This window comes from Roseateles sp. GW821-FHT09B06 (assembly GCF_059418245.1).
The window spans coordinates 63,864-86,012 of the sequence record NZ_JBWKPM010000021.1 but is presented as its reverse complement, the minus strand read 5'-3'; the positions used below and the strand labels follow the sequence as shown (position 1 = coordinate 86,012).

Sequence of the window (22,149 nt, the reverse complement as noted above, 5' to 3'; positions counted from 1 at the left end):
GCCCGCCGGATCACTCGGCGCCGCCGCTGTACAAGGTCGCCCGCCCCTCGCGCACGAAGCCGGCCAGCGCCAGTCCGGCGGCCTCGGCGGTGCGGATCGCCAGGTACGTGGGCGCGGAGACGGCGGCCAGCAGGCCGATGCCGGCCTGGGCGGTCTTCTGCACCATCTCGAAGCTGGCGCGGCTGGTGACGGCGACGAAGCCGTCGCGCGGGTCATGGCCGTCGAGGCGCGCCAGCGCGCCGACCAGCTTGTCCAGCGCGTTGTGCCGGCCCACGTCCTCGCGCAGCAGGCGCAAGCGCCCGTCCGGCGCGCACCAGGCGGCCGCATGCACGCCGCCGCTGCGGCGCTGCAGCGGCTGGGCCGCGGCCAGCTCGCGCATCGCGCGCGCCAGCGCGGCGGGCCCGACCCGCGGCGCCAGCACCGGGCGGCTCAGCGGGCGGAACACCTGTTCCAGGCTGTCGGTGCCGCACAGGCCGCAGCCGGTGCGGCCGGCCAAGCTGCGGCGGCGCTCCTTCAGGCGCATCTCGCAGCGCGCGCTGACGCTCAGCTGCAGCGCCAGGCCCTGGCATTGCGGCGCCACGGCCAGATCCAGCAGATCGGCCGGCGTGTCGAGCAGGCCCTCGCTGAGCGAGAAGCCCAGCGCAAAGTCCTCCAGGTCCAGCGGCGTGGCCAGCATCACCGCATGCGAGAGGCCGTTGAACTCCAGCGCGATCGGCACCTCCTCGGCCACCCATTCGCTCGCGGAGGGAGCGTCGCTGCCGAGGCGGCGCGGATGCACCTCGACCAGCGCGGCCGGCAGCGGCAGATCGGTGTCCAGCTCGATGCGCTTCGTCATTCCGGTTCGCCCCTTCCCGCCGCGGTGATCCAGGCCCGCCAGCGACCCTGATCGTCGCACAGGAGGCGCACCCAGCCGGGGCCGGCCTCGGCGCCGAGGCGCGCGTCGCTCATCAGCGTGTAGAGGCGCAGCAGCACGCTGACGCGCAGGCCCAGGCGCTTGGCAAGGCGCGGCAGCGAGACGCCCTGCCCCAAGTCCAGCTCGGCCAGGGCGCGCAGCGCCGCCTCGGCCAGGGCCTCAGGCGTGGGCGGTGGCGTCATCATTGACGCTGCGCGCCTCGGCCAGCGGAGAATCCTGCGGCCGCAAGGTCAGCACCACCGGGATCGACTTGGAGGTCGGCGTGCCGGCGCCGATCGCGACGCTGGCCAGCGGCACCAGCGCATTGGTCTCGGGGAAATAGCTGGCCAGGCAGCCGCGCGGGATGTCGTACTCGACCAGCACGAACTTCTCGGCGCGGCGCTGCTCGCCGTCGGCCCAGACGCTGGTGATGTCGACCCAGTCGCCGGCCTTCATGCCGATCGCCTGCAGGTCCTTGGCATTGATGAAGACCACGCGGCGATGGCCCCAGACGCCGCGGTAGCGGTCGTCCATGCCGTAGATCGTCGTGTTGTACTGGTCGTGCGAGCGCACGGTTGCCAAGGTGAACACCACGGCATCGCGCACCTGGCGGCGCGCCTGGTGCAGCGAGGTGTCGGTCGGCACCTTGAAGGGGATGAAGTTGGCCTTGCCGGTGGGCGTGGTCCAGACCCGCTCCGAGGGCGTGTTGCGCAGGCGGAAGCCGCCGGGTTTCTTGAGCTTTTCGTTGAAGCCCTCGAAGTCGGGCAGCACGGCCTCGATCTTGTCGCGGATGCGCGCATAGTCCTCGACCAGCCACAGCCACGGCGTGCGGCTGCGGCCCTTCAAGGTGGCGGCGGCCAGGCGCGCGACGATCATCGGCTCGGACAGCAGGTGCGCGGAGGCCGGCGCGTTCATGCCGCTGGACAGGTGCACCATGCTCATCGAGTCCTCCACCGTGACGCCCTGCGGGCCGGCGGCCTGCAGGTCGATCTCGGTGCGGCCGAGACAGGGCAGCACCAGCGCCTGCTTGCCATGGATCGTGTGGCTGCGGTTGAACTTGGTGGCGACATGGACGGTCAGCTCGCACCTGCGCAGCGCCCGCCAGGTGGCGACGGTGTCGGGCGTGGCCGAGGCGAAATTGCCGCCCAGCGCGAAGAACACCTTGCCCGCGCCGTCCAGCATCGCCCGGATCGCCTCCACCGTGTCGTAGCCGTCCCGACGCGGCGGCTCGAAGCCGAACACCTCGCCAAGCTTGTCGAGGAAGGCCTGGGGCGGCTTCTCGTAGATGCCCATCGTGCGGTCGCCCTGCACATTGCTGTGGCCGCGCACCGGACAGGCGCCGGCGCCGGGCCGGCCCAGATTGCCGCGCAGCATCAGCAGGGCTGCGATCTGCTGGATCGTCGCGACCGAATGCTGGTGCTGGGTGATGCCCATGCCCCAGCAGATGATGGTGCTTTCGGCCTGGGCATAGATATCGGCGGCGGCGCACAGCTGCTCCTGGCTCAGGCCCGATTCCTCGACCAGGGTGGCCCAGCTCTCGGCGCGCAGATCGGCCTCGAAGGCCTCGAAGCCCTGGGTGTGCTGGGCGATGAAGTCGACATCCAGCAGGCGCTCGCGGCCCTCGGCGCGCGCCATGTCGTCGAGTTCGAGAAGGCGTTTGGCCAGGCCCTTGATCGCGGCCAGGTCGCCGCCTATGCGCAGCTGGAAATAATGGGTCGAGATCGGCGTCGAGCCCAAGGTCGCCATCTCGAACTTGTCCTGCGGGTCGGCGAAACGCTCCAGCCCGCGCTCGCGCAGCGGGTTGAAGCTGACGATCTTCGCGCCGCGTTTGGAGGCCGCGCGCAGCTCGCCGAGCATGCGCGGATGGTTGGTACCGGGGTTCTGGCCGAACACGAAGATCGCATCGGCCCGCTCGAAGTCCTCCAAGGTCACCGTGCCCTTGCCGATGCCGATGGTCGGCTTCAGGCCCTGGCCGCTGGGCTCGTGGCACATGTTCGAGCAGTCGGGGAAGTTGTTGGTGCCGAACTCGCGCACGAACAGCTGGTAGAGGAAGGCGGCCTCGTTGCTGGCGCGGCCCGAGGTGTAGAAGATCGCCTCGTCCGGCGTGGCCAGCGCATTGAGCCGCGCGGCGATCAGCTCGAAGGCCTCGTCCCACTCGATCGGCACATAGCGGTCGCTGGCCGCGTCGTAGACCAGCGGCTCGGTGATGCGGCCCAGGTTCTCCAGGTAGAAATCGCTCTGCTCGGCCAGCCAGGAGACGCGGTGCTCGCCCAGCACCGCGGGCGTGGCGCGGTGCGCGGTGGCCTCGGCGGCGACGGCCTTGGCGCCGTTCTCGCAGAACTCGAAGGTCGAGCGGTGGTCGCGGTCGGGCCAGGCACAGCCGGGGCAGTCGAAGCCCTCGGCTTGGTTGGCCGACAGCAGGGTCTTCGCCCCCTTGAGCGCGATGCCCTGCGCCTGCAGATGCTTGGCCACGCTCTTCAGCGCGCCCCAGCCGCCGGCCGGGCCCTTGTAGAAATGGATCTTCTGCTGTTCGCTCATGGAGATGTCCCCAAAGGGGCAAGAAGGCCCTGCAATGCTAGCCGGCCCGCGGGCCGGGCGCTGTCGGTGGAAGAACCTGGCGGCGCCGAACAGGGTCTTGGGACGATCAGGCTCGCGTCGGCGCCGCGTCGCCGAACAGGGGGCGGAAGAAGCTGCGCTCGTAGCTGAGGATGCAGCGCGTTTCTTCCGCGTACCGGAAGGCCGCCAGGCAGTCGGCATCCTGCATCGAGCGGTGGCGGTAGTCCTCGTAGCTGGCCAGCGAGGGAAAGCTGAACATCGCCAGCGCGATATTGTTGGCGCCCTCCGAGGGCAGGAAATAGCCATGGTGGCGGCCGCCGAACTTCTCGACCAGCGGGATCCAGAGCTTGCCGTAATGCTCGAACTCGGCCAGCTTGTAGGGGTCGAGGACGTAGCGCAGATGGCAGGTGATCATCAGGCGGTCTTTTGTTCCAGCACGAAATTGGCCCCGTCGTACTGCCCCAGGCGCTCGACCAGATAGGGCATGCATTGCTGCAGCTCGTCGTGCAGGGTGAACGGCGGGTTGGCGACGAACATGCCGCTGCCCAGCATGCCGAAGCCGCGCTCGTCGGGCTGGGTCACGGTCAGGCGCACATGCAGCCAGCCCTTCTTGGCGCCGGCGTCGGCGGCGGCCTTCAGGCGCTGGGCCAGCTGGGTGGATTCCAGCAGCGCGAGTTGCGGATACCAGATCAGGAACACGCCCTCGGCGAACTTCTGCAGGCCCTCGCGCAGCGCGGCCAGCACCTTGGCGTAGTCGGTCTTGATCTCGTAGGGCGGGTCCATCAGCACCACGGCGCGGCGCGAGGGCGGCGGCAGCTCGCCCTTCAGGCTGGCGAAGCCGTCCTTGTCGCTGACCTGGGTGTTGGGCCGGGTCTCCAGATAGCTCTGCAGGATGCGGTGGTCGGTCGGGTGCAGCTCGTAGCAGCGCAGGCGGTCCTGCTCGCGCATCAGCAGGTTGGCGATGGCCGGCGAGCCCGGGTACTGGCGCAGCTGGCCGTCGGTGTTGAACTGCCGCACCAGGTCCATGTAGGCGGCCAGCGGCGCCGGCAGGTCCTTGCGGTCGTACAGGCGCGCCACGCCGGCGCTGTATTCGGCGGTCTTCTGCGCGTAGCGGCCCTCGATCGAGTAGCCGCCGGCGCCGGCATGGGTGTCCACCAGGGTGTAGGCCTTGTCCTTCTCGCCCATATAGCGCAGCACCTGGGACAGCACCAGGTGTTTGAGGACATCGGCATGATTGCCGGCATGGAAGGCGTGACGATAGGCGAGCATAGGTATGCACTGTAGCGCTTCGCCCGCGGCGCCCGGCCTCAGGCGCCCTGCAGCGCACCGGGAAACTGGGCCGGCCCCGAGAGCGCGACGCTGCCGCGCGGATGGCGGTACTGGCGCTCGAGTCGCAGCGACAGGCCGTCCGGCCCCGGCCCCGGATCCACCACCTTGCCGCGCAGCGGCGAGCCGGGGCGCGGCGTGTAGTTCTCGCGCGCGGCCAGCACGAAGGCGTCCCAGTCCACCACCAGGTTGTTGCGCAGCTCCCAGGAGGACTCGGTGGCGAAGCGGCGGTTGCCCACCAGCAGGTTGTTGAAGGCCCGCACGCGCACCGGCCCGGGCGCCACGCGCAGATAGGCGCCGTCGCGCGGCAGGTTGTCCACCAGGGTGTTGTGGGCCAGGCAGAGTTCGTGGCGCCCCTTGGGGGCCAGGCCTTCGGCGCCATAGACGATCAGATAGGGGTTCTCGGTCTGCGCGCTCTGCTGCACCAGGTTGCCGAGCAGCACGGCCACGCCGCCGTTGGGAAATTCCAGCTCGTAGCTGGCGCGCCCGCCGAGTTCGTCGGTCAGGCGGTTGTAGCTGATCAGGTTGAGGGCGGCGCGGCTCTTCAGCAGGTGGCCGATGCGGCCCTGGTGGAAGTAGCAGCCGCTGACCGACAGCCGCGCGATGCCGCCGACATAGAGCAGATGGGCCGGCGCGTCGCCCGGACGCGTCGCGGCGCGGCTGAACTCGCAATCGAGCAGCTCCAGCCGGGCCGCCGGGTCATCGCCGCTGAGCAGGCCCATCTGGCAATCGCTGAAGCTGCAGTCGACCAGCCGCAGCGAGCCGCGTTCCAGCCGGATGCCGGCACCATTGCCATCGGGCGCTCGCGCGCCGCTGAAGTCGAAGCCCTCGATGGCGATGCGCTCGCCCGTGGTGACGAAGATGCCCTTGCCCTCGGCCGCCGCGCTGCCCGCCGGCAACCGCACCCGGCCACCCACGGCCTTCAGGCCCAGGTCGTTCTGGCGCCAGACCGCCACATCGCCCGGATATTCGCCCGCGTCCACCTCGATCAGCGTGCCGTCGCGGGCCTGGCGCGCCGCTTCGCCAAGGCTGCGCAGCGCCTGGCCCCGGCCCACCCGCAGCACCGGGCGCTGCGGCGGCTGCGCCCGGGCCTCGGCGGCAGCCAGCAGGGGCGCCAGGCAGGCGCCCAGCAGCAGGCGACGTCGGTCCGGCGCGGCCGCCCGCTGCTGGGCGGCATGGGAGTACAGATGACGCATCGGAGTCCCTCCGGCGCGCGAGTCTAGCCAATCCTGCGCGCTGCTGCTGCCCTTGTCCCGCAAACCGGGGCCTTGGCCGCGGTTGTCGCACAGCGGACGGCGGCGCGCGGCCGGGCCCGTTAACCTTCGCGCCATTCCACCTCCAACGCCCGAGCGCGCAATGCCCAATCTCTTCGACCCCCTCAAGATCGGCGACCTGGACCTCGCCAACCGTATCGTCATGGCCCCGCTGACACGCAGCCGCTCCAAGGGCCTGCTGCCCGGCGCCATGGCCGTCGAGTACTACCGCCAGCGCGCCAGCGCCGGCCTGATCGTCAGCGAGGGCACCCAGGTGACCGCCGAAGGCCAGGGCTACCTGGACACGCCCGGGATCCACACGCCCGAGCAGGTCGCGGCCTGGAAGAAGGTGAACGACGCGGTGCATGCCGAGGGCGGCAAGATCGCGGTGCAGCTCTGGCATGTGGGCCGCATCTCGCACGCGCTGTTCCAGCCGCAGGGCGGCGCGCCGGTCTCGTCGACCGACCGCGCGGCCAATGGCAAGACCTTCACGACCGAAGGCTTCGTGCCGGTCTCGGCGCCGCGCGCGCTGAAGACCGCCGAGATCCCCGGCGTGGTGCAGCGCTTCGTGCACGCCGCACGCTGCGCGATGGACGCGGGCTTCGACGCGGTCGAGGTGCATGGCGCCAACGGCTATCTGCTGGACCAGTTCATGCGCGACAGCATCAACGACCGCAGCGACGACTATGGCGGTTCGATCGAGAACCGCGCGCGCCTGACCGTCGATGTGATGGCGGCGATCGCCCGGGCCATCGGGCCGGGCCGCACCGGGCTGCGCCTGTCGCCGGTGACTCCGGTCAACGACGCCGGCCAGGACAGCGACGCCCAGGCCCTGTTCAACCATGTGGCCGCGCAGCTGGCGCCGCTGAACCTGGCCTTCCTGCACATCATCGAGGGCCAGACCGGCGGCGCGCGCGACATCGCGCCCTTCGACTACCAGGCCATGCGCGAGCGCTTCAAGGGCCCCTGGATGGTCAACAACGGCTACACCCGCGAAATGGCCCTGCAGGCCGTGGCCGGCGGCCAGGCCGACCTGGTGGCCTTTGGCCGCGACTTCATCAGCAACCCCGATCTGGTGCGTCGCCTGAAGCTCAACGCCCCGCTGCAGCCGCTCGACAAGGCCACGCTGTACGGCGGCGAGGCCCAGGGCTACATCGACTACCCGGCGCTGGCGGCCTGAAGCCGGGGGCCTAGAGCTTGTTCCTGGTCTTGGCCTTGAACAGCTCGACGATGCCCACCTCGCGCGGGCCGGGGATCAGCTCGAAGCCTTCGCCGGCCCTCAGCGTGCCGGGCTTGCCCACCGCCAGATAGAAGCCGCACCAGCCGTTCTGCATCATCAGCTTGGCGGCTTGGTTGAAGCCCATCACCGCATTGAACTTGAAGCAGGGATAGCGCGGTTCGCTGACCACCAGTTCGCAATCGGCGAAGCGCAGCGTGTCGCCGATGCAGACCTGGCTTTCCAGCAGGCCCACCAGGGTCAGGTTCTCGCCCAGGCTACCGGGCGGCAGCGGCGCGTTCCAGGGCGCGGCCTTGGCCTGGGCACGCACCGTCTGCCAGAAGGCATAGTGCTCGCTCGGGTAGGCATAGACGGCCTTGGACGGGCCGCCGTGCACGCTCCGATCGGCCTGCTCGTCACCCTCAAGGCCCAGCGGCGCCACCGCCACCGCACCGGCGCGCGCGCGCTTGCGGATGCCGCTGGGCACGCTGCGGCCGTCGTCGACCGGCAGGGGCTGGATGAGCGAGGTGTTGAGGCTGAGCAGCTTCATGATCAGGGTGCGGGCACGGTCGGGCAGCGAGGCGCGCATTTTCGCCAGAAAACCTGGTTGCCGACCGTTGCAGCGGCGACGGTCAAATCCGCGCCCCAGACCATGCCGAGGTCCGGCATGAACTCATACGGGAATTGCATGACCCCCTGGGACTCGGAGGTTACGGCGTGATTACATTGGGACGACAATGCCTGTCCCGGCGCAAATCCGGGGTGGCAAAGCCTCCATGCAGCCCGTGGCGAGCGGCATTGGGCCAGGTCCGAAACCCTCGAACCTGACCCAATTCTGCTTTTCAACATTGATGGATTCGCCATGAACCAACCCCTGATGGAAGGGCTGCGCTTGAACGTGCCCGCCTACGTGAAGCACCCGCGCCTGATCGCCTGGGTCGCCGAGATCGCCGCGCTGACCGAGGCCCGCGATGTCTACTGGTGCGACGGCAGCCAGGCCGAGTACGAGCGGCTGTGCCAACAGCTGGTCGAGGCCGGTACCTTCGTGAAACTCAACCCGGCGCTGCGTCCCAACAGCTACCTGGCCTGCTCGGATCCAAGCGACGTCGCCCGCGTCGAGGACCGCACCTTCATCTGCACCCCGGACAAGGCCGATGCCGGCCCGACCAACAACTGGATGCCCCCGGCCGAGATGCGCACGCTGCTGCAGACCGGCGAGCAGGCCCTGTTCAAGGGCGCCATGCGCGGCCGCACCCTCTATGTCGTGCCCTTCAGCATGGGCCCGCTGGGCTCGCCGATCGCCCATATCGGCGTCGAGTTGTCGGACAGCCCCTATGTGGCCGTCAATATGCGCATCATGACCCGCATGGGCCGCGCGGTGCTGGACGTGCTGGGTGCCGACGGCGAATTCGTGCCCTGCGTGCATACGGTGGGTGCGCCGCTGCAGGCCGGGCAGGCCGACGTCACGTGGCCCTGCAACAAGACCAAGTACATCGTCCACTACCCCGAGACCCGCGAGATCTGGTCCTACGGCTCGGGCTACGGCGGCAACGCCCTGCTGGGCAAGAAATGCTTCGCGCTGCGCATCGCCTCGACGATGGGCCGTGACCAGGGCTGGCTGGCCGAGCACATGCTGATCCTGGGCGTCGAGAACCCCGAGGGTCAGAAGCGCCATATCGCCGCCGCCTTCCCCAGCGCCTGCGGCAAGACCAATTTCGCGATGCTGATCCCGCCCAAGGCCTTCGCCGGCTGGAAGGTGACCACCATCGGCGACGACATCGCCTGGATCAAGCCCGGCAAGGATGGCCGCCTGTACGCAATCAACCCCGAGGCCGGCTATTTCGGCGTCGCCCCGGGCACCAATGCGCTGACCAACCCGAACTGCATGGACAGCCTGAAGCGCGACGTGATCTTCACGAACGTGGCGCTGACCGATGACGGCGACGTCTGGTGGGAGGGCATGACCGACACGCCGCCGGCCCACCTGATCGACTGGCAGGGCAAAGACTGGACGCCGCAGATCGCCAAGGAAACCGGTGCCAAGGCCGCCCATCCGAACGCCCGCTTCACCGTGGCCGCCACCAACAACCCGGCGCTGGATCCCGAGTGGGACAACCCGGCCGGCGTGGCGATCGACGCCTTCATCTTCGGCGGCCGCCGCTCTACCACCGTGCCCCTGGTCAGCGAGGCGCGCGACTGGGTCGAAGGCGTCTACATGGCCGCTACCATGGGTTCCGAGACCACCGCCGCGGCCGCCGGCCAGCAGGGCGTGGTGCGTCGCGACCCCTTCGCCATGCTGCCCTTCATGGGCTACAACATGAGCGACTACTTCCAGCACTGGCTGGATCTGGGCGCCAAGCTGCAGGCCGCGGGCGCCACTCTGCCCAGGATCTACTGCGTCAACTGGTTCCGCAAGGGCCCGGACGGCAAGTTCGTCTGGCCCGGCTACGGCGAGAACATGCGCGTGCTGAAGTGGATGCTGGACCGCATCGAAGGCAAGGGCCTGGGGCAGGAGAACGTGTTCGGCATCACCCCCGGCTACGCCGACCTCAACTGGGACGGCCTGGACTTCAGCGCCGCCCAGTTCGAGCAGGTCACCAGCATCGACCGTGCCGCCTGGGCCGAGGAGCTGACGCTGCACGAGCAGCTGTTCCAGCAGCTGGCCCATCACCTGCCGACCGCCCTGCCCGAAACCAAGACCAAGATCGAACAGCGCCTAGCCGCCAAGTAAGCAATCACTGACTCGCCAAGAGTCCGCAAGCAAAAAGCCCGCTCGATGAGCGGGCTTTTTTGATGGCCTTGGCTTGACCGCCAGGCTCGGTGCGGGCCGAGGCCGGTCGATCGATCAGCGACGGCGGGCGTTGGCGGCGCGCAGTTCGGCCGCGAACGAGGGCATGCTGGATTCGTACTGGGCGGCCAGCGCCAGCAGTTCGCGTTCGGCGCGGCGCTCGGCGGCCAGCGCATAGTGGGTCTTGACGCTGTCGATCGCGCGCATCCACAGACGGGCTCCGATGGCGGCAAAGGAGCCGCCATGGCTGATCGAACGGGACAGGGGCAGACCGAAGGTTTGGGAGGCGACGCTCATGGCTATGTATTCCTGGTTGAGTGGCTCTTATGGAACCGATGGAGCGAATTCTGGGGTAAACCCTAGGTGTGAGGCAAATGAATCCTTTGCATTAGTCATATAAACATTGTGCATAACTTGGGCGCTTCGCGATGAATCTCCGCAACCTGGACCTGAACCTGCTGAAGGTCTTCGACGCCGTGATGGCCGAGCGCAGCCTGACCCGCGCCGCCGAGCGCCTGGCGATGACACAGCCGGCCGTCAGCCATGCGCTGAAGCGCCTGCGCGAGGCCCTGGGCGAGGAGCTGTTCGTGCGCCAGGCCTTCGGCATGAAGCCGACCTCGCGCGCCGAGGGCCTGTGGCCCGAGGTACGCGCGGCGCTGGACCGTCTGCGCCTGGTGCTGGACCCCAGCGACTTCCGCCCGGCGCAGGACGAATACACCTTCCGCATTGCCATGGCCGACTCCACCGCGGCGCTGCTGCTGCCGCATCTGGTGGTGCAGATGGAGGCCGTCCAGGCCCTGGCCAACGTCCATGTGCTGCCGCTCACCACGCGCGACCCGCGCGCGTTGCTGGAGCAGGGCGAGGCCGATCTCGCGCTGGGCTACTTCCCGCAGGCGGTGGCGGCACTGCAGTCGCTGGGCACGATGGCGGCGATCCGCCAGCACCGGCTCTACGAGAGCGAGTATGTCTGCGTGATGCGCCTGGGCCATCCGCTGGCCGAGGTCGAGCTGGACCTGGACCGCTATTGCGCCGCCCACCACCTGCTGGTGAGCTTCTCGGGCCGGCCGCATGGTTTCACCGACGAGGCGCTGGCGGCTCTGGGCCGCTCGCGCCGCATCATGCTGACGGTCAACCAGTTCTTCACCGCCGGCCGCATCGTCACCCGCTCCGACCTGCTGACCGTGCTGCCCGCCTCCTTCGTCGAGGCCACCGGCTACAAGGGCCAGTTGGTCGAGCGGCCGCTGCCGATGCCGCTGGCGCGGGTGCATGTGGACATGCTCTGGCACCTGCGCAACGACGGTCGCAGCGCCCAGCGCTGGATGCGCGAGCGCCTGATCGAGGCCGCGCAATCCGCAACAACGGCGACAATCCGGCCATGAGCACCCCGAACACCGACCTGACCGACGCCGAGTTTGCCGAACTCGACGAACTCCTCGCCACCACGCCCGCGCCGCTGCAGGCGCTGGACGCCTCGATGCTGGACGGCTACCTGTGCGGCGTGCTGGTGCAGCCGCGCCTGATCGAGACCGAGGAGTGGCTGCCGAACATCTACGACTACGACGGAGGCACCCTGCCCGAGGATGCCGATCCGGCCTGGCAGGCCCGCATCCGCGAGCTGGTCGAGCGCCGCTACAAGGCGCTGAACCGCGCCATGGTCGAGAACGGCTGGTTCGATCCGGTCGTGCTGGACATGGACGACCCGGCCAACACCGAGACGCCGGCCGACGCGGCGGAGGACCCTGCCTATGCCGCGATGACGCCGATCTCGCGCGCCCTGCTGCCCTGGGTGGCCGGCTTCCAGCATGCCTGCCTGTGCTTCCCGGAGTTGTCCGAGACGCCCGACGACGCGGTGATGGCCGCGCTGGCGCGCCTGTACCGCCACCTGCCGGCCGAAACCGCCGAGGAGAAGGAGATCGTCGCCACCCTGGACCGCGAGCATCCGCTGAAGGATCTGGACGACGCGATCGAGGAGCTGGTGGTCACCGTGGCCGATCTGCGCGACCTGACCGAGGAGCACCGCTACAAGGTCGAGACCCTGCGCCGCGAAGGCCCCAAGGTCGGCCGCAACGACCCCTGCCCCTGCGGCTCGGGCCGCAAGTACAAGCAGTGCCACGGCAGCAATTGAGTCCACCCCCTACGGCCTGCGGCCGCCCCCTCAAGGGGGCGATGCCGGCCGACCGGCAAAGCCGGATCGGCGGCATCCGCTGGGTCGACAGCGCCGAGCATTGACGTGCGACTGCAACTGATCTCCGATCTGCATCTCGAGACCGAGAGCTTCACGCCCGAGCCGGCGCCGGGCGCCGACGCGCTGGTGCTGGCCGGCGACGTGGACAGCGGCTGGCGCGGGCTGGAACTGTTCCGCGGCTGGCCGGTGCCGGTGCTTTTCGTGCCGGGCAATCACGAGTACGACGAGCGCGATTTCGATGCGGCGCGCGCCGGCCTGCATCAGCTGGCGCGCGAACTGGGCTTCGTGATGCTGGATGACGCGGTGCACTTGATGACGGACGCTCAGGGCCGCCGGGTGCGCTTTGTCGGTAGCACGCGCTGGAGCGATTTCGACCTGTTCGGTCCGACCCAGCGCGAACGCGCGCTGCGTGCCGCCGGGTATTTCCAGCGCGTGATGAACGCCACCCGCCATGGTCAGCCCTTCGACGCCGCCGCCGTGCGCGACGAGGGCCTGCGCTGCCGCGCCTGGCTGGCCGACACCCTGGCCGCACCGGAGCGAGGCCCCGACTGGGACGCCACCGTCGCCATCACCCATTTCGCGCCCAGCATCCGCAGCGCCGACCCCCGCTACGGCCGCCAGCCCGGCACCGCCAGTTTCTGCAACGACGACGAGGCCCTGCTCCCGGGCGCGCGGCTCTGGATCCACGGCCATCTGCATTGCCGCCACGACTACCGGCTGCAGGGCTGCCGCGTGGTCTGCAATGCGCGCGGCCACAGCAAGCGCGGCGAGGCGGATGGCTACGACGGGCAGCGCTGCGTCGAGGTCTTCGACGCCGCCGGCGCTTGATCGCCGTCAATTCGCAGGCCGGGTCTTGTGTCAGACTGCCGCCGTAGCCTCAACAACACACAAGGAGCGGAGCATGAAAATCCTGGTCGCGGTCGATGGCAGCGTCTACACCAAGCATATGCTGGCCTATCTGGCGGCCCATGACGAGTGGCTGGGCGATGCCCACCAGTACACCGTGCTGAACGTCGTTCCCGCCGTGCCGCCACGCGCCGCCGCCGCGCTGGACAAGGATGTGCTGAAAAGCTACTACACCGACGAGGCCGAGAAGGTCTTCAAGCCGCTGCGCACCTTCTTCACGCGCCAGCGCCTCAACGCCGAGTTCGTCTCCAAGGTGGGCCACGCCGCCGAAGTGATCGCCACCCTGGCGACCAAGGGCAAGTTCGATCTGCTGGTAATGGGCTCGCACGGCCACAACGCCCTGGGCAAGCTGGTGCTGGGCTCGGTCACGACGCGGGTGATGGCCAACTGCGAGACACCGGTACTGCTGGTCCGCTGAATGACGGCCTCGCCGCCGGCCGGCGGCGGTCCACCCGCTTCAGCTGCGGCGGCTGAGCCAGGCCAGCGGTGATTCCAGCGCGGCGCGCGCCACCTGCTCGGACTCCAGCTCGTAGCTGGAGGTCCGGAAGTTGGTGGAATCCTCGCCCTCCAGGCTGGCCTCCATACCGAAGGCGGTGCCCAGGTCGGCAGGGTCCTGCGGAACGGCCGGCACGGAGTTCTTGCGCAGGAAGCGAAGTGCTGGAGCGAATCGCATATCGGACCTCACAAGTGTTCGTTACGGCGTGGCCCCAGTGTGCGCCTGCCCATCCGAAGAAGAATCCCCAAATTGGGTGGGGAACGCACCGCAGTTGGGAAAAGCTCACGCCGGGACATCTGGATACAGCTTTTGGCGTGGCTTCCGCTTCTACTTCCAAATTGTCCATCCCACCGGGGGAGGATGGCGTTCGCTTTGCCGCCCCCTAAGCTGCATGGCCATTGCCGTTGTTCCGCAAGCGCGCCCTTCCATCAAGATGAATTTTGCAATCCTCAGCTGGCTGACCCGTTCGATCATTGCCGCCGTGGTCGTCAGCGCCCTTTGGCTGGCCCACGCCACCCACGGCGCCCAGGAACATGCCACGCGTGTCCCTCGAGATCGGCTGACCGGCCTGAAGCCGATGCTGCATACCGGCAGCACCCCATCGGCCCTGCCGGTCGCACCTCAGCCGCGCTGATCCGGCGCCAGCGCCCGGCGCGCGCCCACGGCCAACGCCTGGCCGATCTGATCCAGCAGGGCCACCCGCGCCGGTGCGGCCTGGAGCTCGGTCACCAGCTTCCATTGATGCCAGTACAGCGCCACGTCGACGCTGATCTCGGGCCGCAGTGCCACCAGTTCGCCGCTCGCCAGGAGCGGGCGCAGCTGTAGTTCCGGCGCCACGCCGACGCCCCAGCCCATGCAGACCGCCCGCATATAGGCCTCGCTGGAGGGCACGAAGCGTTCGCGCAGACGCGGTGCGCGCACGCCGAAGGCCTTGGACACCCATTGCGACTGGCTGTCATCCTTGTGGTTGAACACCAGGAAGGGCGTCTGGGCGAAATTGGCCGCCGTCAGCCCGCCCGGCAACTGCGCCCGCAGAAAGGCCGGACTGGCCACCGCGATATAGCGCATCACGCCCAAGGGCTGCACCAGGCAGCCGCGCAGCGCCTGGCGCACCGTGCTGACGCAACCCAGCACCTCGCCCTGGCGCAGCCAGTCGTGGGTGAAGTCCTGATCGTCCACCACCAGCTCCAGCCCGAAACCCTCGCGCAGCCCCTGCTGCACCATGCCGTCCAGCGCCGGTAGCACCCAGGTGGCCAGGCTGTCGGCATTCACCGCGATCGCGATGCGCTCATGCGGCGCGACCCGTGCGCCCAGCTCGCGCACCACGTCGCTGCGCAGCGCCTGCAGCTGGCGGGCATAGCGCAGCAGCACCTTGCCGGCCTCGGTCAAGCGCAGCGGCCGCGAGCGCACCACCAGCAGCTGGCCCACCTGCGCCTCCAGGCTGCGCAGGCGCTGCGAGACGGCACTCTGCGTGATCGCCAGCCGCTGCGCGGCACGCTCGAAGCCGCGCTCGTCGGCCAGCGCAGCCAGGCAATCCAGGCCGGCGGAGTCCAGGTCTTTCATAAGTTCCTCTAATGTACTCCGAGAAATATGAATGCCGCTTCATACAGCGGGCGCCCTTGCCGACAATCCGGGATCGCTTGGCCGGGGCTCGATCTCGGTCTACCAAGCTGCCGAGCCCGCCGCCGGGCCCTCACCAAGGAAGTCCTCATCATGAAAGTCGTTGTTCTGGGCGCGGGCATCATCGGCGTCAGTACCGCCTGGTATCTGCTGGAGCAGGGCCACGAGGTCACCGTCGTGGACCGCCAGGAGGACGCCGCCATGGAGACCAGCTTCGCCAACGGCGCACAGATCTCGGTCAGCTTCTGCGAGCCCTGGGCCAATGCCGGCGCCCCCTTCAAGGTGGCCAAATGGCTGCTGAAGGACGATTCGCCGCTGCTGTTCCGCCCGCGCCTGGACCCGGCGCAGTGGCGCTGGGGCCTGAGCTTCCTGACCCAGTGCACCACCGCCGCCTTCGAACGCAATGTCGAGGAGCTGGTGCAGCTGGGCCGCTACAGCCATGACTCGCTGAAGACCCTGGTGGCCCAGACCGGCATCGAGTACGAGCGCCTGGAACGCGGCATCCTGCATTTCTTCTCCAGCCAGGCCGATTTCGACAACGGCGCCTCCGGTGCCGAGATCATGCGCCGCCACGGCGTGGACCGCCGCGTGCTGAACCGCGAGGAGGTGCTGAAGGTCGAGCCCGCGCTGAAGAGCTTCGGCGACCGCGTGTTCGGTGGTACCTTCACGCCCAGCGACGAATCGGGCGATGCGCGCGTCTTCACGCAGAAGCTGGCCCGGCTCTGCGCCCAGCGCGGTGCCACCTTCCTGTGGGGCCATGATGTGCTGGCGCTGGAAGCGGCCGGCGGCGAGATCGGCGGCGTGACCGTGGCCTCACGCGAATCCGGCCGGAAGTTCTCGCTGAAGGCCGACGCCTATGTGGCCGCGCTGGCCTCCTACACGCCGGCCTTGCTGAAGCCGCTGGGCGAGCATCTGAACATCTACCCGGCCAAGGGCTACTCGGCCACCCTGCGCCTGAAGAAGCCCGAGCAGGCCAGCGTCGTCAGCCTGCTGGATGACACCCGCAAGATCGCGATCTCGCGGCTGGGCGACTTCATCCGCATCGCCGGCACCGCCGAACTGGCCGGCTACGACGTGAGCCTGGACAATCCCACCTCGCGCGCCCGCTGCGCCTCGTTGGTGAAGCGCTACGAGGAGCTGTTCCCCGGCGTGGCCGACACCAGCGAGCCGAATTTCTGGACCGGTCTGCGCCCCAGCACGCCGACCAACATCCCCTACATCGGCCGCAGCCGCAAGGCCGCCAACCTCTGGCTCAACGCCGGCCATGGCACCCTGGGCTGGACCCACGGCGCCGGCTCCGGCCATGCGCTGGCCGAGCTGATGGCGGGCCGCCGGCCGGAGATGGAATTCGGCTTCTACGGCGACGCGCTGCCGGCAAAACCGCTGCGCTCGATGGCCACCGCCTGAGGCCGCCGCACATGGCGGCGGCGCTCGCGCCTACAATCCGCGCCCCATTCCAGGTGCGACCGCCATGAGCTCTGCTTCCTTCTGCGCCATCGATTTCGGCACCTCGAACTCCGCCATCGCCATCCCCGCCGCCAGCACCACCGGTAGCACGATGCGCCTGGTGGAGCTGGAGCCCGGGCATCTGACCATGCCCACCGCGGTGTTCTATTTCGTCGAGGGCCGCCATGACGCCGACGGCCCGCCGCGCGCTTTCGGCCGCGCCGCGGTGGCGGCCTATGTGGATGGCGTCGACGGGCGCCTGATGCGCTCGATGAAGAGCATCCTGGGCTCCGGCCTGATCGACCAGACCACCGATGTCGGTGGCGGCCGCGGCGTCAAGTACGCCGACATCCTGGCCGGCTACCTGAAGCGCCTGCGCAGGAAGGCGCTGGAGGCCGGAGCGCCGGAACCGCTGAACAAGCTGGTGCTGGGCCGCCCGGTGTTCTTCGTCGACGAGGATCCCGTGCGCGATGCCGCGGCGCAGAAATCGCTGGAGCTGGCCGCCCACGCGGTCGGCTTCGACGAGGTGCATTTCCAGTTCGAGCCGATCGCCGCGGCCTTCGACTATGAAAGCAAGATCGATGCGGAACGCCTCGTGCTGGTGGCCGACATCGGCGGCGGCACCTCGGACTTCTCGGTGGTGCGCGTCGGCCCCCAGCGGATGCAGCGCCTGGACCGCCGCGACGACATCCTGGCCAACCACGGCGTGCATATCGCCGGCACCGACTTCGACCGCCACATCGAGCTGGCCTCGATCCTGCGCGAGCTGGGCTACCGCAGCCTCGGCCCCGAGCGGCCCGGCCAGCCGGCGCGCGAGGTGCCCAGCGGCGTCTACTTCGACCTGGCCACCTGGCATCTGATCAACACGGTCTACAGCCCCGGCCGCATCGCCGAGCTGCGCGGCATGCGCGGCTTCTACGGCAACCCGCGCCACCACGACCGGCTGATGACCGTGATCGAGGACCATCTGGGCCACGAGCTGGCGGCGCGCGCCGAGGGCGCCAAGATCGCCGTCTCCGGCGGCGGCGACACCGTGATCGATCTGGGCCTGGTGGAGTCGGGCCTGGAAGTGCCGCTTGGCGAGTCCACCGCCATCGCCGCGCTGGAGGCCGACATCGGCCGCATCGTCCAGGCCGGCCGCGACACCGTGGTCCAGGCGGGCCTGAAGCCGGCGCAGATCGACGCGCTCTACTTCACCGGCGGCTCCACCGGCCTGCGTCTGCTGGCCGAGCGCATCGCGGCGGACTACCCGGGCGCCGAGGCGGTGCGCGGCGACCGCTTCGCCTCGGTGGCCACCGGCCTGGGCCTGCACGCGGCCCGGCTGTTCACGCAGTAGCCGGCGGCTTCAATGGCGCCGCCCGCGTGGCGGCGGCGGACCGCGGCGCTTGGTCGCCGGCCCGGCGGGCTTGCCGGCCGGCGCCGCCGCCTGCGGCCGCGATACGTCGGCCAGCATCAGGCAGGCGCTGACCAGGCTCTCCACCGCCTCCTCCAGGTCGGCCGGCGGCTCCAGGCTCTCGATCTCCTCCAGCAGCTCGTCCGCATCCTCCAGATCGTCCGGATCCAGGTGCATATAGAGCGCGGCCAGCGGTTCCAAGAGGCTCGCCGCATCCCGCTTCATCAGCTCGGGAAAGAGCTCGGCGGCCAGCGCGAAGCCGGCCACCCAGGGCAGCAGGGCCTCGGAGGGATTGGTCTCGTCGTCCTCATCCTCGTCGTGCAGCTCGAACACCCAGGGGTCGAACCATTGCCGCTCGGCGATCGCGCGGTTGAGCTGCTGATGGCGGCGCTTGCACAGGGCCAGGATCGGGTCGGTCTCCAGCCCCGCCGGCAGCTCGCGACCCTCGCTGTCCAGGATCGGCCGCAGCCACTGGTGCGCCGGCACGGCCTTGGGCTGCAGCAGCACGCCGACCAGATAACCATCCAGCATGCTGATGTCCAGCGGCTCCAGCGGCGCCGGCAGGGCGTCCAGCAGGTCTTGCAGACGGCCCATCTCGAGCTCGCTGAGCGGTTGGACCGGGGATTTGGCATGCGGGGCTGAACTCATGCCCCTATTGTCTCGCTGTCTGGCCCGGCTTCGTATCATGAGCCGATGAGCATGATCAGCAACGCCCTTTTCCTGGTCGCCAGCACCCGTCAGCCCGGCGTGCTGGGCAATACGGAGGCCCTGGCCCGCGAGGCCGCCGCGGCCCTGCCGGCGAGCGCCGAGCAGCATTGGGAGCACCTGGCCCGCCTGGCCCTGCCCCCCCTACGCCGACCATCGCCACGATGTCGGCAGCTATCCGATGCCCGAGGGCGATGCCAGGCGCCTGCTCGACGCCACCCTGGCCGCCAGCGACCTGGTGCTGGTCGCGCCGGTCTACTGGTACAGCTTCCCGGCCACCCTGAAGCTCTACCTCGACCATTGGAGCGCCTGGATGCGCGTGCCGGGTCTTGACTTCAAGCCCCGCATGGCCGGCAAGCGCCTGTGGTTCGTCACCACCAGCGGCGACCGCGCCAAGGCCCAGCCGGCCATCGACAGCGCCCGGCTCTGCGCCGAGTTCATGGCGATGGACTGGCGCGGCCCGCTGTGGGGCAAGGGCGGGCCGCCGGACACGGTGCAGCAGGACACCGAAGCCTGGGGGCAGGCCAGGGGCTACTTCGCGGCGCTCACGGCCATCCCCTAAGGGTGGGATGGATGGGCCGCCCGCCCTTCCCTACATTGCCTTCATGCCCGGCGCGCGCCGGGCCTCGGTCCCAACGACGTCCTTGACTTCAAGGACTTGTACCGCCCGCCCGGTTCCGCCGGGCGGGCGTTTTTTTCGGCGTCCCGCTCAGGGGCTGCCGAAGCCGCCCGCCAGCGCCGCCTTCAGATGCTCGGTGAACAGCCGCGCCGGTCGCGGCGTCGCATTGCTCCAGGGATGGATGGCGTAGATGCCGTCGCCAAAGAAGCCCACCGGGCGCCAGCCGGGCAGGATCTCCTTCAGGCGCCCGGCACGCAGCGCCGGCGCCGCGCTGAAATCGGGCAGCAGCGCCAGCCCCAGGCCGGACAGCACCGCCTCGCGCAGCACCTCGCTGTTGCCTGCGCGCAGCGGGCCCTGCACCGGCACCTTGACCCGCTCGCCGTCCTTCTCGAACAGCCAGACCGCCGGCCCCGGCCGCAGATAGGGCAGGCAGGGGTGGCGGGCCAGTTCGGCCGGATGCTCGGGCGCGCCATGCTTTCTCAGATAGGCGCTGCTGGCCAGCAGCAACGCGCGCGAGGCGCAGAGCCTGACGGCCACATGGGTGTCGGGCGGGCTGCTGGTGTGGCGGATCGCCAGATCGAAGCCCTCCTGCGCCAGCGGCACCAGCCGGTCCGACAGGTCCAGCTCGATGCGGATCTCCGGATAGCGGCGGAAAAAGCTCTCCAGCTGCGGCGCCACATGCTGGCGGCCCAAGGCGACCGGCGCGGTGATGCGCAAAAGCCCGCGCGGCTGGCCGGCCGCGTCGCGCGCCTCGGCCAGGCTGCGGGTGATGTGGGCAAAGCTGGCCTCGGTGTCTTCCACCAGGCGCGCGCCGGCTTCGGTCAGGCGCACCGAGCGCGTGGTGCGCGCCACCAGCTGCGCCCCCATCGCGCGCTCCAGCTCGGCGATGCGCTGGCTGACCGCGGCCTTGGACAGCGCCAGCCGCTGCGCCGCCTTGGTGAAGCTGCCCAGCTGGGCCACCATCAGCAGCGCATGCAGCTGGCCCCAGAGCAGTTCGTTGCGCAGTTCGGGCAGGGCAGTCATTGTTCAGATTATCGAACAATCAAATCGCCGAAAGCCGATTGGCAGGCGGCAGACCGAAGCCTAGACTGAAGCGATCCATTCCCAAGACCTCAGGAGACCGCCATGGCCCTCGCCGCCACGCCCGCCTACGCCGACCGGCGCGACATCACCCATTTCATCGGCGGCGTGCCCACCGAGGCCACCTCCGGTCGCGGCCAGCCGGTCTACAACCCCAGCACCGGCGCGGTGGCGCGCCAGCTGCAGCTGGGCAGCGTGGCGGATGTCGACAAGGCCGTGGCCGCCGCCCGGGCCGCCTTCCCCGCCTGGGCCGATGCGCCGCCGCTGCGGCGCGCCCGCGTGATGTTCAAGTTCCTGGAGCTGCTGAACAAGCACCGCGACGAGATCGCCGCGATGATCACCGCCGAGCATGGCAAGGTCTTCACCGACGCGCAGGGCGAGGTGACGCGCGGCATCGACATCGTCGAGTTCGCCTGCGGCGTGCCGCAGCTCTTGAAGGGCGACTACACCGAGCAGGTCTCCACCGGCATCGACAACTGGACGATGCGCCAGCCGCTGGGCGTGGTGGCCGGCATCACGCCCTTCAACTTCCCCTTCATGGTGCCGATGTGGATGGCGCCGGTCGCGATCGCCACCGGCAATGCCTTCATCCTCAAGCCCAGCGAGCGCGATCCCTCGCCCAGCCTGCTGATCGCCGAACTGTTCAAGCAGGCCGGCCTGCCGGACGGCATCTTCAGCGTCGTGCAGGGCGACAAGGTGGTGGTCGACGCGCTCTTGCACCATCCCGACGTGAAGGCGCTCTCCTTCGTCGGTTCCACGCCGATCGCGCAGTACATCTACGAGACCGGCGCCAGGAACGGCAAGCGCGTCCAGGCCCTGGGCGGCGCCAAGAACCATATGGTGGTGATGCCCGATGCCGACATCGAGCAGGCCGTCGACGCGCTGATCGGCGCGGCCTACGGCTCGGCCGGCGAACGCTGCATGGCGATCTCGGTGGCGGTGCTGGTCGGCGACGTGGCCGACAAGATCATCCCCAAGCTGGCCGAGCGCGCCCGCAGCCTGAAGATCAAGAACGGCATGGAGCTGGACGCCGAGATGGGCCCGATCGTCACGCGCGAGGCGCGCGAGCGCATCGAGAACTACATCGGCATCGGCGTGCAGGAAGGGGCGGAGCTGGTGGTGGACGGCCGCGGCCACAAGGTCGAGGGGCATGAGAACGGCTTCTTCACCGGCGGCACCCTGTTCGACCATGTGACGCCCGCGATGCGCATCTACCAGGAAGAGATCTTCGGCCCGGTGCTGGCCTGCGTGCGCGCGCAGGACTTCGCCGAGGCGGTCGAGCTGGTCAACGCCCATGAGTTCGGCAACGGCGTGGCCTGCTTCACCAGCGACGGCAATGTGGCGCGCGAGTTCGCCCGCCGCATCCAGGTCGGCATGGTGGGCATCAATGTGCCGATCCCGGTGCCGATGGCCTGGCATGGCTTCGGCGGCTGGAAGAAGAGCCTGTTCGGCGACATGCATGCCTATGGCGAGGAAGGCGTGCGCTTCTACACCAAGCAGAAGAGCGTGATGCAGCGCTGGCCCGCCAGCATCGGCAAGGGAGCCGAATTCGTGATGCCGACCAGCCGCTGAGCTGTTGCTTCTTGTACGCAATGCGGCCCCCAGCCGCCGCGTATCGGCTAACCTCGCATCTTTGTTGTCGTGTAAGCAGATGCAGCAGGCAGCCTC

23 protein-coding genes are annotated in these 22,149 nt (G+C 69.3%); 11 read left to right on the top strand and 12 right to left on the bottom strand.

The window, feature by feature from the left end; translation table 11 throughout:
* Positions 1–10: 10 nt before the first annotated feature.
* The 6 genes from fdhD to AC07OQ_RS17500 all read right to left on the bottom strand — a co-directional run bounded on the left by fdhD (position 11) and on the right by AC07OQ_RS17500 (position 5,970).
* On the bottom strand, positions 11–835 hold the full coding sequence (fdhD, locus tag AC07OQ_RS17525; RefSeq protein WP_495054418.1) for a formate dehydrogenase accessory sulfurtransferase FdhD: 825 nt from the start codon (positions 833–835) through the stop codon (positions 11–13).
* Complete coding sequence (locus tag AC07OQ_RS17520; RefSeq protein WP_495054417.1) at positions 832–1,098, bottom strand: hypothetical protein; 267 nt, start codon at positions 1,096–1,098, stop codon at positions 832–834. The genes fdhD and AC07OQ_RS17520 overlap by 4 nt, the downstream gene beginning before the upstream one ends.
* Complete coding sequence (locus tag AC07OQ_RS17515) at positions 1,073–3,430, bottom strand: FdhF/YdeP family oxidoreductase (RefSeq protein ID WP_495054416.1); 2,358 nt, start codon at positions 3,428–3,430, stop codon at positions 1,073–1,075. Before AC07OQ_RS17515 ends, AC07OQ_RS17520 begins: the two co-directional genes overlap by 26 nt.
* 106 nt (positions 3,431–3,536) lie before the next feature.
* Positions 3,537–3,863: an NIPSNAP family protein gene (locus AC07OQ_RS17510; RefSeq protein WP_495054415.1), complete on the bottom strand. Its 327-nt coding sequence runs from the start codon at positions 3,861–3,863 to the stop codon at positions 3,537–3,539.
* Complete coding sequence (locus tag AC07OQ_RS17505) at positions 3,863–4,717, bottom strand: 23S rRNA (adenine(2030)-N(6))-methyltransferase RlmJ (protein ID WP_495054414.1); 855 nt, start codon at positions 4,715–4,717, stop codon at positions 3,863–3,865. Before AC07OQ_RS17505 ends, AC07OQ_RS17510 begins: the two co-directional genes overlap by 1 nt.
* Positions 4,718–4,755: 38 nt before the next feature.
* Complete coding sequence (locus AC07OQ_RS17500; protein ID WP_495054413.1) at positions 4,756–5,970, bottom strand: right-handed parallel beta-helix repeat-containing protein; 1,215 nt, start codon at positions 5,968–5,970, stop codon at positions 4,756–4,758.
* 160 nt (positions 5,971–6,130) lie between these two features.
* On the opposite strand from AC07OQ_RS17500, the gene AC07OQ_RS17495 reads away from it, so the two are divergent.
* Entirely contained in the window at positions 6,131–7,207 is a 1,077-nt protein-coding gene (locus AC07OQ_RS17495; protein ID WP_495054412.1) for an alkene reductase, read from the top strand.
* A 10-nt stretch (positions 7,208–7,217) separates the two neighbouring features.
* On the opposite strand, the gene AC07OQ_RS17490 is transcribed toward AC07OQ_RS17495, so the two are convergent.
* A complete protein-coding gene (locus AC07OQ_RS17490; RefSeq protein ID WP_495054411.1) occupies positions 7,218–7,793 on the bottom strand; it encodes an MOSC domain-containing protein in 576 nt (191 codons plus the stop codon).
* Between the two features lie 312 nt (positions 7,794–8,105).
* On the opposite strand from AC07OQ_RS17490, the gene AC07OQ_RS17485 reads away from it, so the two are divergent.
* The gene (locus tag AC07OQ_RS17485) at positions 8,106–9,974 is read left to right on the top strand and encodes a phosphoenolpyruvate carboxykinase (GTP) (protein WP_495054410.1); all 1,869 of its coding nucleotides are present in this window, start codon (positions 8,106–8,108) and stop codon (positions 9,972–9,974) included.
* Positions 9,975–10,088: 114 nt separating this feature from the next.
* Here the strand turns inward: AC07OQ_RS17485 and AC07OQ_RS17480 are convergent, their stop codons facing one another.
* A complete protein-coding gene (locus AC07OQ_RS17480) occupies positions 10,089–10,328 on the bottom strand; it encodes a hypothetical protein (protein ID WP_495054409.1) in 240 nt (79 codons plus the stop codon).
* Positions 10,329–10,459: 131 nt separating this feature from the next.
* Here AC07OQ_RS17480 and AC07OQ_RS17475 point away from each other — a divergent pair, with 131 nt between their 5' ends.
* From AC07OQ_RS17475 to AC07OQ_RS17460, 4 genes are all read left to right on the top strand, one after another.
* A complete protein-coding gene (locus AC07OQ_RS17475) occupies positions 10,460–11,410 on the top strand; it encodes a LysR family transcriptional regulator (RefSeq protein WP_495054408.1) in 951 nt (316 codons plus the stop codon).
* Positions 11,407–12,156: a UPF0149 family protein gene (locus AC07OQ_RS17470; protein WP_495054407.1), complete on the top strand. Its 750-nt coding sequence runs from the start codon at positions 11,407–11,409 to the stop codon at positions 12,154–12,156. Before AC07OQ_RS17475 ends, AC07OQ_RS17470 begins: the two co-directional genes overlap by 4 nt.
* A gap of 105 nt (positions 12,157–12,261) precedes the next feature.
* Positions 12,262–13,044: a metallophosphoesterase gene (locus AC07OQ_RS17465; RefSeq protein ID WP_495054406.1), complete on the top strand. Its 783-nt coding sequence runs from the start codon at positions 12,262–12,264 to the stop codon at positions 13,042–13,044.
* 73 nt (positions 13,045–13,117) lie between these two features.
* Positions 13,118–13,540 carry a universal stress protein gene (locus tag AC07OQ_RS17460; RefSeq protein ID WP_495054405.1) on the top strand — a complete coding sequence of 141 codons (423 nt, stop codon included), beginning with the start codon at positions 13,118–13,120 and terminating at the stop codon, positions 13,538–13,540.
* Between the two features lie 39 nt (positions 13,541–13,579).
* Here the strand turns inward: AC07OQ_RS17460 and AC07OQ_RS17455 are convergent, their stop codons facing one another.
* On the bottom strand, positions 13,580–13,795 hold the full coding sequence (locus tag AC07OQ_RS17455) for a hypothetical protein (RefSeq protein ID WP_495054404.1): 216 nt from the start codon (positions 13,793–13,795) through the stop codon (positions 13,580–13,582).
* A gap of 214 nt (positions 13,796–14,009) precedes the next feature.
* Here AC07OQ_RS17455 and AC07OQ_RS17450 point away from each other — a divergent pair, with 214 nt between their 5' ends.
* Complete coding sequence (locus AC07OQ_RS17450) at positions 14,010–14,252, top strand: hypothetical protein (protein WP_495054403.1); 243 nt, start codon at positions 14,010–14,012, stop codon at positions 14,250–14,252.
* On the opposite strand, the gene AC07OQ_RS17445 is transcribed toward AC07OQ_RS17450, so the two are convergent.
* Complete coding sequence (locus tag AC07OQ_RS17445) at positions 14,240–15,181, bottom strand: LysR family transcriptional regulator ArgP (protein WP_495054402.1); 942 nt, start codon at positions 15,179–15,181, stop codon at positions 14,240–14,242. The two genes, AC07OQ_RS17450 and AC07OQ_RS17445, sit on opposite strands and share 13 nt — an antisense overlap.
* Positions 15,182–15,331: 150 nt before the next feature.
* Between AC07OQ_RS17445 and AC07OQ_RS17440 the strand changes: the two genes are divergently transcribed.
* Positions 15,332–16,645 carry a D-amino acid dehydrogenase gene (locus tag AC07OQ_RS17440; protein WP_495054401.1) on the top strand — a complete coding sequence of 438 codons (1,314 nt, stop codon included), beginning with the start codon at positions 15,332–15,334 and terminating at the stop codon, positions 16,643–16,645.
* Between the two features lie 64 nt (positions 16,646–16,709).
* Positions 16,710–18,020 carry an Hsp70 family protein gene (locus AC07OQ_RS17435; RefSeq protein ID WP_495054400.1) on the top strand — a complete coding sequence of 437 codons (1,311 nt, stop codon included), beginning with the start codon at positions 16,710–16,712 and terminating at the stop codon, positions 18,018–18,020.
* Positions 18,021–18,029: 9 nt separating this feature from the next.
* On the opposite strand, the gene AC07OQ_RS17430 is transcribed toward AC07OQ_RS17435, so the two are convergent.
* Positions 18,030–18,725, bottom strand: coding sequence for a YecA/YgfB family protein (locus AC07OQ_RS17430; RefSeq protein ID WP_495054399.1), 696 nt, complete (start codon positions 18,723–18,725; stop codon positions 18,030–18,032).
* Positions 18,726–18,963: 238 nt separating this feature from the next.
* Between AC07OQ_RS17430 and AC07OQ_RS17425 the strand changes: the two genes are divergently transcribed.
* The gene (locus AC07OQ_RS17425; protein WP_495054398.1) at positions 18,964–19,344 is read left to right on the top strand and encodes a flavodoxin family protein; all 381 of its coding nucleotides are present in this window, start codon (positions 18,964–18,966) and stop codon (positions 19,342–19,344) included.
* 147 nt (positions 19,345–19,491) lie between these two features.
* Here AC07OQ_RS17425 and AC07OQ_RS17420 read toward each other — a convergent pair whose 3' ends face one another.
* On the bottom strand, positions 19,492–20,424 hold the full coding sequence (locus AC07OQ_RS17420) for a LysR family transcriptional regulator (RefSeq protein ID WP_495054397.1): 933 nt from the start codon (positions 20,422–20,424) through the stop codon (positions 19,492–19,494).
* A 102-nt stretch (positions 20,425–20,526) separates the two neighbouring features.
* Between AC07OQ_RS17420 and AC07OQ_RS17415 the strand changes: the two genes are divergently transcribed.
* Positions 20,527–22,053, top strand: coding sequence for a CoA-acylating methylmalonate-semialdehyde dehydrogenase (locus AC07OQ_RS17415; RefSeq protein WP_495054396.1), 1,527 nt, complete (start codon positions 20,527–20,529; stop codon positions 22,051–22,053).
* The last annotated feature ends 96 nt before the right edge of the window (positions 22,054–22,149 follow it).

Coding starts and splice junctions, on each gene's coding strand:
- AC07OQ_RS17455 (WP_495054404.1), bottom strand. CDS start 13,795: ATGCGATTCGCTCCAGCACTTCGCTTCCTGCGCAAGAACTCCGTGCCG.
- AC07OQ_RS17500 (WP_495054413.1), bottom strand. CDS start 5,970: ATGCGTCATCTGTACTCCCATGCCGCCCAGCAGCGGGCGGCCGCGCCG.
- AC07OQ_RS17495 (WP_495054412.1), top strand. CDS start 6,131: ATGCCCAATCTCTTCGACCCCCTCAAGATCGGCGACCTGGACCTCGCC.
- AC07OQ_RS17425 (WP_495054398.1), top strand. CDS start 18,964: ATGCCCGAGGGCGATGCCAGGCGCCTGCTCGACGCCACCCTGGCCGCC.
- AC07OQ_RS17505 (WP_495054414.1), bottom strand. CDS start 4,717: ATGCTCGCCTATCGTCACGCCTTCCATGCCGGCAATCATGCCGATGTC.
- AC07OQ_RS17435 (WP_495054400.1), top strand. CDS start 16,710: ATGAGCTCTGCTTCCTTCTGCGCCATCGATTTCGGCACCTCGAACTCC.
- AC07OQ_RS17430 (WP_495054399.1), bottom strand. CDS start 18,725: ATGAGTTCAGCCCCGCATGCCAAATCCCCGGTCCAACCGCTCAGCGAG.
- AC07OQ_RS17470 (WP_495054407.1), top strand. CDS start 11,407: ATGAGCACCCCGAACACCGACCTGACCGACGCCGAGTTTGCCGAACTC.
- fdhD (WP_495054418.1), bottom strand. CDS start 835: ATGACGAAGCGCATCGAGCTGGACACCGATCTGCCGCTGCCGGCCGCG.
- AC07OQ_RS17450 (WP_495054403.1), top strand. CDS start 14,010: ATGGCCATTGCCGTTGTTCCGCAAGCGCGCCCTTCCATCAAGATGAAT.
- AC07OQ_RS17485 (WP_495054410.1), top strand. CDS start 8,106: ATGAACCAACCCCTGATGGAAGGGCTGCGCTTGAACGTGCCCGCCTAC.
- AC07OQ_RS17415 (WP_495054396.1), top strand. CDS start 20,527: ATGGCCCTCGCCGCCACGCCCGCCTACGCCGACCGGCGCGACATCACC.
- AC07OQ_RS17510 (WP_495054415.1), bottom strand. CDS start 3,863: ATGATCACCTGCCATCTGCGCTACGTCCTCGACCCCTACAAGCTGGCC.
- AC07OQ_RS17475 (WP_495054408.1), top strand. CDS start 10,460: ATGAATCTCCGCAACCTGGACCTGAACCTGCTGAAGGTCTTCGACGCC.
- AC07OQ_RS17515 (WP_495054416.1), bottom strand. CDS start 3,430: ATGAGCGAACAGCAGAAGATCCATTTCTACAAGGGCCCGGCCGGCGGC.
- AC07OQ_RS17490 (WP_495054411.1), bottom strand. CDS start 7,793: ATGAAGCTGCTCAGCCTCAACACCTCGCTCATCCAGCCCCTGCCGGTC.
- AC07OQ_RS17520 (WP_495054417.1), bottom strand. CDS start 1,098: ATGATGACGCCACCGCCCACGCCTGAGGCCCTGGCCGAGGCGGCGCTG.
- AC07OQ_RS17445 (WP_495054402.1), bottom strand. CDS start 15,181: ATGAAAGACCTGGACTCCGCCGGCCTGGATTGCCTGGCTGCGCTGGCC.
- AC07OQ_RS17480 (WP_495054409.1), bottom strand. CDS start 10,328: ATGAGCGTCGCCTCCCAAACCTTCGGTCTGCCCCTGTCCCGTTCGATC.
- AC07OQ_RS17460 (WP_495054405.1), top strand. CDS start 13,118: ATGAAAATCCTGGTCGCGGTCGATGGCAGCGTCTACACCAAGCATATG.
- AC07OQ_RS17420 (WP_495054397.1), bottom strand. CDS start 20,424: ATGACTGCCCTGCCCGAACTGCGCAACGAACTGCTCTGGGGCCAGCTG.
- AC07OQ_RS17440 (WP_495054401.1), top strand. CDS start 15,332: ATGAAAGTCGTTGTTCTGGGCGCGGGCATCATCGGCGTCAGTACCGCC.